Origin of the sequence: Streptomyces sp. Ac-502 (genome assembly GCF_045222935.1) — a bacterium.
Lineage (GTDB): Bacteria > Actinomycetota > Actinomycetes > Streptomycetales > Streptomycetaceae > Streptomyces > Streptomyces monomycini.
In genome coordinates this window covers 4458713-4473032 of record NZ_JBHFFO010000001.1, presented here as the reverse complement: position 1 = coordinate 4473032, position 14320 = coordinate 4458713, and the positions used below count along the sequence as shown (strand labels likewise).

10 protein-coding genes and 2 pseudogenes are annotated in these 14320 nt (G+C 73.7%); 5 read left to right on the top strand and 7 right to left on the bottom strand.

The window, feature by feature from the left end:
* The first annotated feature begins 52 nt into the window (after positions 1-52).
* Both ACEXOX_RS20015 and ACEXOX_RS20010 read left to right on the top strand, forming a co-directional pair.
* Positions 53-706, top strand: coding sequence for a hypothetical protein (locus ACEXOX_RS20015; RefSeq protein ID WP_406522263.1), 654 nt, complete (start codon positions 53-55; stop codon positions 704-706).
* Entirely contained in the window at positions 646-960 is a 315-nt protein-coding gene (locus ACEXOX_RS20010) for a hypothetical protein (protein WP_406522261.1), read from the top strand. Before ACEXOX_RS20015 ends, ACEXOX_RS20010 begins: the two co-directional genes overlap by 61 nt.
* On the opposite strand, the gene ACEXOX_RS20005 is transcribed toward ACEXOX_RS20010, so the two are convergent.
* The 4 genes and pseudogenes from ACEXOX_RS20005 to ACEXOX_RS19990 all read right to left on the bottom strand — a co-directional run bounded on the left by ACEXOX_RS20005 (position 948) and on the right by ACEXOX_RS19990 (position 7426).
* Entirely contained in the window at positions 948-2717 is a 1770-nt protein-coding gene (locus tag ACEXOX_RS20005) for an LCP family protein (protein ID WP_406522260.1), read from the bottom strand. The two genes, ACEXOX_RS20010 and ACEXOX_RS20005, sit on opposite strands and share 13 nt — an antisense overlap.
* Before the next feature lie 349 nt (positions 2718-3066).
* Positions 3067-4907, bottom strand: a pseudogene (locus ACEXOX_RS20000) (LCP family protein).
* A 228-nt stretch (positions 4908-5135) separates the two neighbouring features.
* Positions 5136-6482 carry an LCP family protein gene (locus ACEXOX_RS19995; protein WP_406522258.1) on the bottom strand — a complete coding sequence of 449 codons (1347 nt, stop codon included), beginning with the start codon at positions 6480-6482 and terminating at the stop codon, positions 5136-5138.
* 191 nt (positions 6483-6673) lie between these two features.
* The gene (locus ACEXOX_RS19990; RefSeq protein WP_406522256.1) at positions 6674-7426 is read right to left on the bottom strand and encodes a TIGR03089 family protein; all 753 of its coding nucleotides are present in this window, start codon (positions 7424-7426) and stop codon (positions 6674-6676) included.
* A gap of 127 nt (positions 7427-7553) precedes the next feature.
* On the opposite strand from ACEXOX_RS19990, the pseudogene ACEXOX_RS19985 reads away from it, so the two are divergent.
* From ACEXOX_RS19985 to ACEXOX_RS19975, 3 genes and pseudogenes are all read left to right on the top strand, one after another.
* A pseudogene (locus ACEXOX_RS19985) lies at positions 7554-8943 on the top strand (peptidoglycan recognition protein).
* A 73-nt stretch (positions 8944-9016) separates the two neighbouring features.
* On the top strand, positions 9017-10099 hold the full coding sequence (locus ACEXOX_RS19980) for a sugar phosphate nucleotidyltransferase (RefSeq protein ID WP_406522255.1): 1083 nt from the start codon (positions 9017-9019) through the stop codon (positions 10097-10099).
* A 132-nt stretch (positions 10100-10231) separates the two neighbouring features.
* Positions 10232-11146, top strand: coding sequence for a DNA-3-methyladenine glycosylase family protein (locus tag ACEXOX_RS19975; RefSeq protein WP_406522253.1), 915 nt, complete (start codon positions 10232-10234; stop codon positions 11144-11146).
* Positions 11147-11176: 30 nt separating this feature from the next.
* Here the strand turns inward: ACEXOX_RS19975 and ACEXOX_RS19970 are convergent, their stop codons facing one another.
* The 3 genes from ACEXOX_RS19970 to ACEXOX_RS19960 are packed head-to-tail and all read right to left on the bottom strand — an operon-like array spanning position 11177 to position 14060.
* Entirely contained in the window at positions 11177-12553 is a 1377-nt protein-coding gene (locus tag ACEXOX_RS19970) for a coenzyme F420-0:L-glutamate ligase (protein ID WP_406522251.1), read from the bottom strand.
* Positions 12550-13506 (bottom strand): 2-phospho-L-lactate transferase, encoded by a 957-nt coding sequence (cofD, locus tag ACEXOX_RS19965; protein WP_406522250.1) that lies wholly within the window; start codon positions 13504-13506, stop codon positions 12550-12552. Before cofD ends, ACEXOX_RS19970 begins: the two co-directional genes overlap by 4 nt.
* Positions 13507-13562: 56 nt before the next feature.
* The gene (locus ACEXOX_RS19960) at positions 13563-14060 is read right to left on the bottom strand and encodes a cysteine dioxygenase (RefSeq protein WP_406522248.1); all 498 of its coding nucleotides are present in this window, start codon (positions 14058-14060) and stop codon (positions 13563-13565) included.
* Positions 14061-14320 lie beyond the last annotated feature (260 nt).

The following is a 14320-nucleotide window of genomic DNA, read 5'->3' as shown; positions in this document are numbered from 1 at the left end:
GGCTCGTCACCCACGGCAGGCGATCCCCCTCGAATGCGCGCTGCCGCTCCTTGTGCACGGTGCCGTCGAAGGCACCCTCGAACCGGCCATCCCGGTGGCCGGGGTGCACGCCCTGTGGTGGCGGGCCGCCAACACCTTTGACGACGTGTCGGACGGCGACCTCGGCAGTCGGTTGTACGGCGGCGACCCGGCGGCCGTCATGACGGCCGCCCTGGAATGCGGCTACGCCCTGCCGCTGCGCGCGCTGGCCGCGCTGCCGGTGCCCGGGCCCCTGCGCGAACGCCTGACCGCGGACTACCTCGACGGCTGGACCGCGGCCTGCGACGGGCAGGTCGGTGACATCCTCGGTTCACCGACCGGGACGGGCCCCGAGGACGTCCTGACGGTCTACCGGCACAAGAGCGGCTCGGTCTACGCCATGGCAGCCACGATGGCGGCCCGCCTCGCGCTCGGCGCGGACGGCGCCGACGACCCGCGGGCCGCCGCCTGGGGGAGTTCGGGCAGGCCGTCGGGATGCTCGCGCAGTTCCGCAACGACGAGGACGACCTGCGCTCCGGCCAGAGCGAGGACCTCGGCAACCGCACCGCCACCTACCTCCTGGTCCAGTTGCTGCACGCGGCCACCGACGCGGACCGGGAGCAGGCGGTGGAACTCCTCGGCCGGGCCGCCGACTCACCCGCCGACCGCCGACGGCTGGCCGCCATGATGTTCGCCCCGGACGTCCTCACCCCGTACCGGCGCCTCCTCGCCGACCTCCACCAGCGCGCCCACGCCCTGCTGGACACCCTGGCCCCCGCCTCGCCCTTCACCGCGCCGCTGCACCGGCGCGTCGACGACGAGGTGCGGACCACCGCGAACGCCTGCGCGCCGGCGGGCCCGCACGGCGCGCACTGCACCCTGCCCCCGGGCCCGGCGGTGCCGCCCGGCCGCGCCCGGGCGCGGTCCGGTCAGAAGGTGTAGGCCGGGTTCACCTTCATACAGGCCTTCTTGTCCTCGCCGTTGAGGGCGTCGGCGCTGTCCGGCGCCTTGCCGGCCTCCTTCTCGGCCTCCGACGGCTTGGGGAACGCCGTCCCCTTGCGCCAGTCGTTGCCGATCACCAGCCGCATACGGGTCGCCGAACGCGACTCCTTGACCGCGTCCTTGGGCAGGCCGAGGGCCTTGGCGAGGGCGAGGGCGTCGCCGCGTCCCTCCTTGGCCGGGTAGGTGATCGTGGTGTCGGCCTGGGTGGTGAGGCGGGCGTCCGTGTCGGCGCTCGTGTAGCCGAGCGACGCCAGGTGGCCGGCGATCACGTTCGCGCGGCCGGAGACCGGGCCGGTGACCGTGCTGTTGGTGCCGTTCTGGACGACGACCTCCAGCTTGTCCTTGGCCGTCGTCGGCTGCGGGTCGGGCGCGGGCTTCTTCTTGTCCTTGCCGTCCAGCGCGGTGTCGTTGCGGACGAGGGAGAAGGTCTGCTCGGCGTCGCCCGGCTTGGGCACGACGTACTCGCCGCGCGCCGCGTACTGCCACGGCATGGTGACCATCGTGATCCGCTCGGTCGGTACCCGCTGGAGGTCGCCGCCCAGGTCGTACAGCTTCTTCACGGTGCCCAGGCCCTCGTCCACGGTCAGTGCCTTGGTGGCGGCCTCGGCCAGGTCGCGCAGCTTCATCGGGTCGGTGAGCTTGGTGCCCGCCTTGAGCTCGCGGACCATCGAGTTCATGTACATGTGCTGGGCCTTGGCCCGGCCGATGTCGGTGTTGTCCTCGAAGCCATAACGGGTGCGCAGCCACTGGAGGGCCTGTACGCCCTTGACCGAGTGGGTGCCCGCGGTGAGCTTCAGGCCGCTGCCGTGGCCTTTCTTGTCGTGCGAGTAGATGTTCTTGTCCACACACACGGGTACGCCACCGATCGCGTCCGCCATGTCCACCACGCCGGCGAAGTCGACCATCATGAAGTGGTCGATGTAGATGCCGGTCAGCTCCTTCCAGGTGGCGACGGTGCAGCCGGGGCCGCCGTGCTGGAGCGAGGTGTTGATGGCCGCGGTGGTCTGCGGGTAGACCTTGCCGTCGTCCGGGTCCTTGCACTCCGGGATCGGCACGCGGGTGTCGCGCGGGATCGAGATGACCGACATGTTGCTGCGGTCGGCGGAGACGTGCAGCAGCATCTGCACGTCGGCCAGCGGCTTGCGGTCCGCGTCCTGGCGGGCGCCGCCCAGCTCGATGTTCTTCTCACTGTTCCGGCCGTCCGAGCCGAGCAGCAGGATGTTCAGCGGAGTCTGCCCGAACGCGTTCGGCTCGGGCTTCTCCAGACCGCCGGAGCCCAGGTCCAGGGCGTCCTTGCGGAGGTTGCCGTTGAGGTGCTCGTAGTACCAGTAACCGGCGCCGGCCGTGCCGACTATCAGCACGGCCAGGGTTATCGCGCTCCAGCGCAGGACGCGCCGGGCCTTGCTGCGGGGTCTGCGCGCGCGGCGGGAGCCCTTGGCCTCGGGCTCGGAGCCGTCGGCGGGGGAGGAGCCGGGGGCCGCGGCTTCCTTGAGGGCGGTGGCGGTGGCGGTGGCGGCGGTGGGGGTGCTGGTGGCAGCCGTACCGGCGGTGGGTGTACCGGGGGCAGCCGTACCGGCAGCCGGTGTGCCCGTGACGGCCGTACCCGTGACGGCCGGTGCGGGGGCCTGGTCGGCAGGGGCGTCGCCGCCCGTGGCCGGGCCGGCGACGCCGCCGGTGATCACGGGCGGCCCCGACACCCCCCGGTGATCACCGGGGGGACGGCCGTGCCGCCGCCCGCCGACGGCGTGCCGGTGACGCCGGGAGCGTCCGGGGCGCCGGGGGCGTCCGGGGAGGCGTACCCCCTGGCCCGCCGGCCGTGGCGCACCGTCCCGTCCGTCGCCGTTCCCGTTCCCGTACAGGCTGTCGTCCCAGCCCAGACTCTCGGCGTCGGGCCGGCGCCGTCGTGGCCCGTCGCCACGCGCACTGCTGTGCCGCATTGGGTTTCTCCCCGTCAGTCGGCGCCGGTCACGGCGGCCGGGGCTCGCTTGGTCTTTCCGGCTGCCCCGTGCGGCCGCGGACCGGCCGGGGAGCCCGGCCGGTGTCCGGCTACTTGGCGCAGACGTTCTGGTCGTCGGCGTTCACGTTCTGCACGCCGTCCGGCGTTTTCGTCGGCGCCTCGACCGACTTGCCCGGTCCCTCGAAGTCCTTGCCCAGGATCAGCTTCATCGGGACCTTCGGCCCCGCGTCCGCGGTGGTCTTCTTCAACGCGCTCTTGGGCAGGCCCATCCACTCGGCCAGGGTCGCTGCCTGGTCGGCCTGGTTCGGCGCGTACTCCAGCCGGGTCGCGGCCAGCTTCGTCGGCGCGTTGCCGGCGTTGGTCGACAGCTTCGCGGCCTTGCTGTTCTGCAGCCAGTCCACCGTCTCCTGGGCGGCACCGATCGGTCCGCCGCCGTTGCTGACGTCCACCCGCACCTTGTCGGCCGGGGCCTTGGGAACCTTCTTGTCGTCCGACGTGCCCTTGCTCTTCTTCTCCTTCGTCCTGGACAGCGAGTGGTCGGCGCGGATCATCTGGAACAGCGGTCCGGCCTTCGCCTCGTCCAGTACGACGGTCGCGGGGTCCTTCGGGTTGTCCAGGACGGGAACTGTGGCGAAAGTGATGTTTTTGATGTCGACCCGGCTGAGGTCCTTGGCCAGGTCCACCAGCTTGCCCGCGCTGCCGATCCCGGTGTCCACGGTCAGCGCCTTGGTGGCGGCCTGGGCCAGGTCGTAGAGCTTTGGCACGCTGGTGAGGGTGTCGCCGGACTTCATCTTGCGGATCATCGAGCTGAGGAACTGCTGCTGGAGCTGGATGCGGCTCAGGTCGCTGCCGGTGCCGACGGAGTGCCGGGTACGGACGAAGGCCAGCGCCTGCTCGCCCTTGACGATGCTCTTGCCGGCCGGCAGGTGCAGATGGGACTTCGGGTCGTCGATCGGCTTCGCGGCACACACCTCGACGCCGTCGACCGCCTCCGACAGCTCCTTGACCGCGTTGAAGTCGGCCATCATGAAGTGATCTATGGACAGGCCGGTCATCTTCTCGACGGTGCGCCAGGTGCAGCCGGGGTCGCGGTCCTCCTGGCCCAGGCTCGTGTTGAAGCGGACGTTGCGCTCACCCGGGATGTTCCTGGTGGTGCCGTCCTTCTTCGTCGGGCAGTCCGGAATGTCGGTGATCATGTCGCGGGGGATGCTCAGGGCCGTCGCGTTGGAGCGGTCCTTGGAGATGTGCATCAGGATCGTGGTGTCCGCGTGCCCCACGCTGCCCGCGTCGCCGTAGCCCTGGTTGCCCTTGCCGGAGCGGGCGTCCGTGCCGATGACGAGGATGTTGACCGGGCCGTCCTTGACCGCCGGGTTCTCCTTGCCGACGTCGACCTTGGAGATGTTCCCGTTCAGCTGCTGGTACAGGAAGAACGCGCCGCCGCAGCCCGCGACGAGGACGAAGCCGAGCGCGCCGGACGTCCAGTAGAGCGCCTTCTTCTTCGCGGACTTCTTCGGCTTGGGCTTACGACGGCTCGGCGCGCCGCCGCCGGGCGGCGCGGAGCGGTTCCCGGCACGCCGGTCGCGCTGCGCGGGCAGCTCGCGGGTGTCGGTGTCCCGGCCGGGGCCACCGCTTCCAGAACCGTTTTGCCCCGTACGGCTGCCGGGCTGTCCCGCACCGCTGCCGGGCCCGGGCTGTCCCGTACCGCTCCCGGGCTGTCCCGCACCGCTGCGGGGCGCGGGAGCGCCCCGGCCCCCTCGGGCCGTGGCGTGCCACGGCCGCGTCCGGGCGCCGGCCCCTTGCCGCCGGCCGGCTGCGTCGCCGGGGCGTCGCCGGGGTCCAGCCGCAACTCGTAGGTGCCGGTGTTCGGGTCGAACACCCACTGATCGGCGGGATCGATGTCGTCCCCTCGCCCACGGCCTTGCGCGTCCACGGTGCCTTGTGTCCTCCGTCGGTGCCACGCGGCGCCTCCCCTCAAGGCGCTCGGTCGGTCGGTTGTGCAATACGCGGTCAGCCTGGTCGTGCGGACCGGATCGCTCACACTATCCGCCCAGTTCAGCGTCGAGCGACGCCGGTGACACATTCCACTCCCCTACAACTGGGCAATTCACCCCATCTTTTCGGCGGCTTTCGCGCGGCCGAGCGTATTTTTGCCGAGCTTTCAGCGGCAGATCCCGCGTTCGGCGGTCGTTCCCCGGAAGGTGGGTGTCGCGGACGGGAGGGCGGAACCGTTCGTCGCCTCGGCCGCGGAATTCTTACGCGATCCGGATGCCGGGCCCGGGGAGTGCGGCGCGTCCGCCGCGCCCCGCGCCCGGCCCGGTACGGCGGACGCCGCGGGGGCCGGCGCGGGGGTCGTCGAAGCGGGCCGCACGGTCACCGGGCGGTCCTTGCCCAGCTGCCGGAAGAGCTGCTCGGCGTCCGGCTGGACGAGTTCGTCGCGGTCGGTGTCGTAGCGGTACTCCTGGCGCGGAACGGTCAGGAACTGCACCTTGTCGGTCGGAATGCTGCGCATCCCACGGACCCATTCGTACAGACCCCGCAGTGACGCCAGCCCCTCGTCCGTGGTGAGGGAGCTGGTCGCGGCGTCCAGCAGCGGATAGAGCCGGCCGGGGTGCAGCAGGACGCCGTTGCTCTGGACCTTGTTCACCAGCGCCGCCAGGAACTGCTGCTGGCGCTCCATGCGCATGGTGTCGCTGCCGTCGCCGAGGCTCTTGCGGGCCCGGACGTAGCCGAGCGCCTCCTCCCCGCGCAGCGTCTGCCAGCCGGACGGCAGCCGCAGATGTGCCTCGTCGTCATGGACGGGCCGTTCCAGGCAGAGGTCGACGCCGTCCACCGCGTCCACCATTTTCTTGAATCCGGCGAAATCCACGATCATGTGGTGGTCGATGCGAATGCCGGTCATCTTCTCGACCGTACGGATCGTGCAGGCCGCCCCCGCGAACTCGAACGCCCAGTTGAACTGGATGAATTGCGGCACCGACTGCTTTCCGTCGGAACGCTTGCAAGCGGGAATGCGCACCATCAGATCGCGCGGGATGCTGACCGCCGTCGCGCTCCTGCGGTCCGCCGCCGCGTGTAGCAGGATCGCGGTGTCCGACCGCTGGGTGCCGTTGTCCTCGCCGTACTTGCCGTTGCTCTCCCCGGAGCGCCGGTCGGAGCCGATCAGCAGGACGTTCTCCGCGCCCCCGGGCTCCGACTTGGGCCGCTCCGCCTCGTACTTCTCCAGCTCGTTACGGGTGTCGTGGTCGGTACGGATGTTGCCGTCCAGCTTGGTGTAGAGCAGCCAGCCGGTACCGGCCAGGGCCAGCACCAGCCCGGCGAGCCCGAGGGCGGTCCGGCGCAGCCACCGGCGCCCGGGCCGCGGACCGGTGGCCGTCGCGCCGCTCTCCGCCGTGAGGTCCAGCGGCGGGGCCGCGAGCGGGCCCGGGCGCGCACCCGGCTCGCCGCCGACGTCCCGCGGGCCGCGCGGACCCGGCCGGCCGGAAGGATTCTCCGGGCTGTCGCTCACGTGTGCGTCCCCATCCCTCCGGAGTCGGCGTCCCGCCCGCGCGGAGCCACCGCCCGGCGGGCGGACGGGCCCGCGGGGGCGTCCGTATCCAAAGATCATGACCCGCCCGGGGCGGACCGGCCCCTCACGGAGGGTCAGGTGTCCGCCGGACGGGGGACAGGGGGCGGGAGCCCGGGCTGGGGCGCGGCCCGTCAGACCGCGCGGTGCGTCACCCGCTCGCTCTCCTCGCGCTGCGCCAGGCCGTCCGCGGCCGGCCGGTCCAGGTTGCGGCACAGCACGACCGAGCCGCCCACGGCCAGCGGGGCGAGCAGCCCGGCGGACAGGCCCGCCCAGCTGTCGTACGGCAGGCCGGACAGCAGCCGGGACCCCTCGGTCAGCCCGCGCTCCGCGGCGTCGGCCAGTGCCGCCGCCACCACCTCGGCGCCGGTCAGCTCCCGGCCGTCCACGGCGAGCGCCGGGTCCTGCGGGGAAACCGGCGTGTACGGCGCGAACCGGTCGCCCTGGCTCGGCACCTCGACCGCGTAGTCCGCGAAGCCCTGCGGCGCCTGCGGGAAGCGGCCGCCCAGCGGGCGCAGCGCCAGCGCCACCCGCTCGCCCGTGCAGGCGCGGGCCTCCTCCAGGGTGTCCGGCCCGCTCACGACGAGGTCCGCCGCACCCGGGTCGCCGCCGACGTCCGCGACCACGCCGACGGAGGAGCAGGCCAGCAGCCAGACCGCGGTCTGCCAGTGCGCGGGCAGCAGCAGTGCCAGGCGGTCGCCGGGTTCGGCGGCGAGGTCGCCCTGGAGGTAGTTGGCGGTCTTCGCCACCCAATTGGCGAAGGTGGCGACGGACAGTTCCACGCGCTCGCCGGTGGCGTCGTCGTAGAAGGTCACGAGCGGGCGGGCCGGGTCCGCGGCGAGTGCGGAACGCAGCAGGTCGGCGGGGGTGCGATCGGTGGTGTTCATCGGCGTCAGGGTACGCGCGGGGGCGGCCGCCGGTCAGCCGGACGGCGGGCGGGCAGGGGGCGCCCGGGCCGACGCGCCGTCAGGTTCGTGAATGGCATGTTATGTCCCATTCGTTCACGCTTTCTCCATGCGTGCCATTCTTGCTACCTCGATCGCCGTGACGTGCACCGCGGCCCTCGCCCTCCCGCTCGCCCTGCCCGCCGGGGCGACCACCGCCGCACCCGTCACCGCCCCCGCCGCCACCTCCGCCCGGGCCGTACCCGCCGGCATCCCCGGCAGCACCCGCTCCCTGCCCCTGCGCCCCCTGCACACCTCGGCCCGGAGCGCGGCCTCCGGCGCCCAGGGCCTGTCCGCCCGCGGCGTCGCCCCGTTCTCGCTGGTCGGAGTCGTCTGGGACGACCCGGCAGCCGAACTGCACGGCGACGTCCAGGTCCGCACCCGCCCCGTCGGCAGCACCGGCTGGTCCGGCTGGCAGGACGTCCAGGCCCATGACGACGACGCCCCCGACCCGCGGTCCGCCGAGCGCCGGGGCGGCTCCGTACGGGGCAGCACCGCACCCCTGTGGGTCGGCGCCTCGGACGCCGTGGAACTGCGGGTCGTCCCGGAACGCGAGCGCGACGGCGGCGCCCGGACGGCCGTACGCCGCGCCCTGCCCGCCGGGATGCGCCTGGAGCTGGTCGACCCCGGCCAGGACACCCCGCAGGTGCGGGCGGCGCGGACCGGCGAACAGCCCTCCGGCGCAGGCCGCCCGAAGCCGCCCCGCAACACCGGAACCGTCGGCTCCGCCCTCGACGCCCTGCTCGGCGTCTTCCGCCTTCCCGCGCTGGGCAAGCCCGCCGGCCCCGGCGACGACTACGACGACGAGCCCACCCCCGGCCCACCGCCACCTCACGCCCCACCACCCCCCGCTCCCACGTCGGCCCGCGCCCGGCCATCGTCACCCGGGCCGGCTGGGGCGCCGACGAGCGGCTGCGCGAGCGGGAATTCGCTTACACCAAGAGCGTCCGGGCGGCCTTCGTCCACCACAGCGCCACCGGCAACAACTACTCGTGCCGGCAGGCCCCGCGGTGCTGCGCGGCATCTACCGCTTCCACGTCAAGAGCAGCGGCTGGCGCGACATGGGCTACAACTTCCTCATCGACAAGTGCGGCACCGTCTACGAAGGCCGCGCGGGCGGCGTCACCAAGCCGGTGATGGGCGCGCACACCCGCGGTTTCAACGAGGACAGCATGGGCATCGCTGTCCTCGGGACGTTCGAGAATGCAAATCCGTCCGCCGCGTCCGTCTCCGCGGTGGCGAAACTGACGGCCTGGAAGCTCGGCCTGTACGGAGTCGACCCGCGCGCCGTCACGACGCTCGTGTCCGGCGGCGGCAACCGGTTCAAGAAGGGCACCAGGGCTAAGCTGCACGCCATCTCGGGGCACCGGGACGGGTTCAACACCAAGTGCCCCGGCGACCGCCTGTACAGAAAGCTCGGCACCGCGCGCCATTCGGCGGCCCGCCTCCAGGGGCGCTGAAAGTCCGTTCGAAAGTATCTGCCTACACTGGTCCGCCGACCGGCCGACCCCAGCAGGAAGCAGAGAAGCCAAGGTGACTGAAGCGATCCTCCTGGTTGGCGGCAAGGGCACCCGGCTGCGCCCGCTGACGGTGCACACGCCCAAACCGATGGTCCCGGCCGCCGGTGTCCCCTTCCTCACCCACCAGCTGGCGCGCGCCCGCGCCGCGGGTGTGGAGCACATCGTGCTGGCCACCTCCTACCTGGCCGAGGTCTTCGAGCCGTACTTCGGCGACGGGTCCGCGCTCGGCCTGCACCTGGAGTACGTCACCGAGGAGGAGCCGCTGGGCACCGGCGGCGCCATCCGCAACGTCGCCTCCCGCCTGCACTCGGCACCCGGCGACCCGGTCCTGATCTTCAACGGCGACATCCTCACCGGACTGGACATCGAGGCACTGGTGGACACCCACCGCACCACCGGCGCCGACGTCTCCCTGCACCTGACCAAGGTCGCCGACCCGCGCGCGTTCGGCCTGGTGCCCACCGACGGGACCGGCCGGGTCACCGCCTTCCTGGAGAAGCCGCAGGCGCCCGAGGAGATCGTCACCGACCAGATCAACGCGGGCGCCTACGTCTTCAACCGCTCGGTCATCGACACCATCCCGGCCGGCCGCCCGGTCTCCGTCGAACGCGAGACCTTCCCCGGCCTGCTGGAGAGCGGCGCCCACCTCCAGGGCATGGTCGACTCCACCTACTGGCTCGACCTGGGCACCCCGCACGCCTTCGTCCGCGGCTCCGCCGACCTGGTGCTGGGCCGCGCCCCGTCCCCGGCCGTCCCCGGCCGCTGCGGCGACCGCCTGGTCATGGACACCGCCGATGTCGCGCCCGACGCCAAGATCACCGGCGGCTCGGCCGTCGGCCCCCGCGCCCGGATCGGCGCGGGCGCGCGCGTCGACGGCAGCGCTGTCCTGGAGGGCGCCGTCGTCGAGCCGGGCGCCCGCGTCCGCGACTCCCTGATCGGCGCGGGGGCGTACATCGGGGCGCGCACGGTGCTGGAAGGCGCGGTCATCGGCGACGGCGCCCGCGTCGGCGCCGACAACGAACTGCGCGAGGGCATACGGGTGTGGTGCGACGCCGAGATACCCGCGGCCTCGGTCCGCTTCTCCTCCGACCAGTAGGCCGGAGGGCGGCACAGCGGCGGCACACGGGCACCACCCGGGACGCCGGGCAGCCCCCTCGGGAACTCCTCCGGAACCCCTCCGGAACCTGGGCCCCCGCCACCGCCCGCCCGCATCACTTACCCTGGCCGGATGCCCGCCCCCCACCGCCGCACCTGGGCCCCGCCCGGCCCGTACGACCTGCGCCGCACCCTCGGCGTACTCGGCCGCGGCCCCGGCGACCCGGCGTTCCGGGTGGTGGACGGCGCGGTCTGGCGGGCCAGCCGTACGCCGCAGGGGCCGGCCACCTTGTGCGTACGGGAGCGGCCCGGCGCCGGACAGGTCGAGGCCGAGGCCTGGGGGCCCGGCGCCGAGTGGATGCTGGACGGGCTGCCCGCCCTCCTGGGGGAGGGCGACGACCCGGCGGCGTTCACCCCGCGGCACCGCCTGGTCCACGAGGCGCGCCGCCGCCACCCCGGCGTACGGCTCGCCCGCACCGGCCTGGTCCTGGAATCGCTGATCCCCTCGGTCCTGGAGCAGAAGGTCACCGCCGACGAGGCGTACCGCGCCTGGCGCCTGCTGCTCCAGCGGCACGGCGAGCCCGCGCCCGGCCCGTTCGAGCGGCTGCGCGTGATGCCCGATCCGCGCGGCTGGGCGCTGATCCCGTCGTGGGAGTGGCACCGCGCGGGCGTCGACCACAAACGTTCGGCCACGATCGTGCGGGCCGTACGGGTCGCCCGCCGCCTCGAAGAGGCCGCGGCCATGGACCTCCCGGACGCGCTGCACCGGCTCCAGCTGGTCCAGGGCATCGGCCCGTGGACGGCCGCCGAGGCGCTCCAGCGCTCCAACGGCGCGCCCGACGCGATCACCGTCGGCGACCTGCACCTGCCGCGCATCGTCGGCTACGCGCTGACCGGGCGGCGGGACGGCACCGACGAGCAGATGCTCGGCCTGCTCGCCCCGTACGAGGGCCAGCGGCACCGCGCCGCCCGCTTCATCCTGCTGTCGGGCCGGACCCTGCCGCGCCGCGCCCCGCGCTTCCCCGTGGGGGACATCGCCCGGCTGTAGCGACGGCCGGGCGCGGCACCGCGGGCGCGCTCAGCGCACCGTCACGAAGGCGTCCCCCGGGCGGTCCGGCCGGGGCCGCGGCGGCGCCGCCGGGCGGCCCACGGCCACCGCGCCCATCGGGTCCCAGTCCGCCGGCAGGTCCAGCGCCTCCCGTACGACGTCGCGGCAGAACATCGTCGAGGACACCCACGCCGACCCCAGCCGCTCCCCGGCCAGCGCGACCAGGAAGTTCTGGATGCCCGCGCCGTTGGCGACGACGAACATCTCCCGCTCGGCCGCGTTGCGCCGCGCGTCCGGGTACGTGTGCGAGCCGTCCATGACCAGGCACGGCACGACCAGGTACGGCGCGTTGCGCAGCACGTCGCCCCGGCGCACCCGCTTGGCGATCGACTCCTCGCTGAAACCGTCCCCGCGCAGGTCGGCGATCCAGGCGTCCCGCATGGCGTCCAGCAGCCCGGTGCGGGCGCCCTCGGACTCCAGCAGCACGAACCGCCAAGGGGTGGTGTGGTGCGGCGCGGGCGCGGTGACGGCCGCGGCGACCGCGCGCCGTACCGCGCCGGGGTCCACCGGGTCGTCGGTGAACTCGCGCACCGTACGCCGCAGGGTCACCGCTTCCCGTACGGCCTCGGAGGTGCCCAGCCGGAACATGTCGTCGGGGGCGGACCGCACCAGGTCCCGGGCCCCGGCGTCGTCCGGGTCGCCGTCCGCGCCGTCCTCGCGCACCACGTGCGGCAGCCCGCGGACCACCGCCACCGGCAGCCCGGCCGCCTTGCCCTTCACCAGGTCGCCCGCCGCGGCCAGTTCGTCGGCGGTGGCGACGATCGTCGCGCTGAGCGGGTTGCCGTACGCGTCCACGCCGCCGCGCAGGTCGTCCAGCACCCGCACCCCGGCCGCGCCGATCGCGACATCGGTCAGCCCGCTGCGCCACGGCCGCCCGAAGGTGTCGCTGACGACGACACCGACCCGTACGCCCAGCGCTTCCCGCAGCCCGTCGCGGATGGCGCGCGCCGAGGCGTCCGGGTCCTCGGGCAGCAGCAGGACGGTCCCGGCCGGCGTGTTGGAGGCGTCGACGCCCGCCGCCGCCATGATCAGGCCCTGCCGGTTCTCGACGATGCGCAGCGTGCCGCGGCGCGCCACGATCCGTACGGTCTCCTGGTCGATGGCCGCCTCGCGGTCGGTGGCCTCCATGATCCGGCCCTCGGCCTTGCTGATGATCTTCGAGGTCACCAGCAGGACGTCGCCGTCGGCGAGCCCGGGCAGTCCGTCGGCGGTCGCCGCGGCCGCGATGATCTTGGCGAGGTCGTCGCCGTCCCGCACCTCGGGAATGCCGGGCAGCGCCCACACCCGGTAGGCCGGGGCCGCCCCGGGGCCGCTCGTGGCGGCCGGCGCGGGCCCGAAGCCGCTCACGCGCGGACCTCCTCGGCCAGCGTCAGCGCCGCACGGGCCATCGCGGCGGTCGCGTCCAGGCCGGTCATCATCAGCGGTACGGCCTGGCAGCGGATGCCCGCCTCCTCGACCTCGGGCACCGCGCCCGCGTCCACCGTGTCGACGAGCCAGCCGTCCAGCAGCCCGGAGCCGTAGTGCTTGGCCACCGCGGCGGCCGTCGACTCGACGCCGACCGCGGCGAGGACCTTGTCCGCCATGCCGCGCACCGGCGCGTTCCCGACGATCGGCGACAGCCCGACCACCGGCACCCCGGCGTCCGCGATCGCCTCCCGGATGCCCGGTACGGCCAGGATCGTCCCGACGCTCACCACCGGGTTGGACGGCGGGAAGAGCACCACGTCGGCTTCGGCGATGGCCTCCAGCACGCCCGGCGCGGGCTTGGCCTGCTCGGCGCCGACCGGCACCACCGCGTGCGCGTCCACCGAGGCGCGCAGCCGCACCCAGTACTCCTGGAAGTGGACGGCCCTGCGCTCGCCGTCGACGTCCACGGCGACATGGGTCTCCACCCGGTCGTCGGACATCGGCAGCAGCCGCACGCCCGGCTTCCACCGCGCGCACAGCGCCTCGGTCACCGCGCTCAGCGGATAGCCGGCGCCGAGCATCTGGGTACGGACGATGTGGGTGGCGAAGTCGCGGTCGCCGAGTCCGAACCACTCGGGCCCGACCCCGTACGCCGCCAACTCCTCCTTCACCCGGAAGGTTTCATCGGCCCGGCCCCAGCCCTGTTCCTCGTTGATGCCGCCGCCGAGCGTGTACATCACGGTGTCGAGGTCGGGGCAGACCTTCAGCCCGAACAGATGGATGTCGTCACCGGTATTGCCGATGACCGTGATGTCGGCGTCCGGCGCCGCTGCTTTCACACCCCGCAGGAAGCGGGCGCCGCCGATGCCGCCGGCGAGAACCACAATGCGCATGGTCCCAGCATGTCAGGGGGCGGCCGTCCGGCGGGAGGCGGTCGGGGGTGCGGAGGTCAGGGGGCGACAGCCGCGGGGGAGGCGTCCGCCGCGCAGCGGGCGCTGTGCATCGGCATGTCGGTCAGGCCGGGGAAGTACACGTGCAGGCTGACGGCGGGTACGAGCGCGGCGTTGACGACCTCGTGGACGTACCCCGGTGCGAAGACGCGCTGCGCGCCGGCCGTCAGCGTCCGGTTCCCGCCCGTGGTGCGCTCGCTCAATTCACCTTCCAGAACGGTCAGCACGCCGGAGGACGGGCCGTGGTCGTGCCGTCCGCTGCCCTGTCCCGGCAGCCAGCTCAGCAGCCACACCTCGTAGCCCGGCCCCTGGCGCAGCCGGTGGTACCAGCGGGTGGTGGCGTCGTAGCGCACGAGCGGGGCCCAGCGGGCCCGGTCGGCGGCGATCTCACGGGCGAGTCCGGCGAACCCGGCGACGGTGGAGGGGTGCGCGGGGACGGGCGGGAGCAGGTGCGGGACGGCCAGCGGGTCGCCGGCGATCTGGACATCGCTGTTCATGTGCGGAAGTTCCTCGGCAAGGTGCTCAGGTGGCGCAGACGGGGAGCGCCGCGGCGCGGGCGGCGCGCGGCGGGCACGGGAACCGTGCGGGGTGCGGCGGTCGCCGCGGGTACGGCGAGTGCTGCGTGAACTGCGGGGAGAAGAAGCTGGAGCTCGGTGGCGTCAACAGCTGGAACAGCGACAGCGGGCCTGGGCAGCGCAGCGGGACCCGTAGGAACGGGTCAGGCGGAGCGCGGGAATCGCTGGCATGCCTGCAAGGA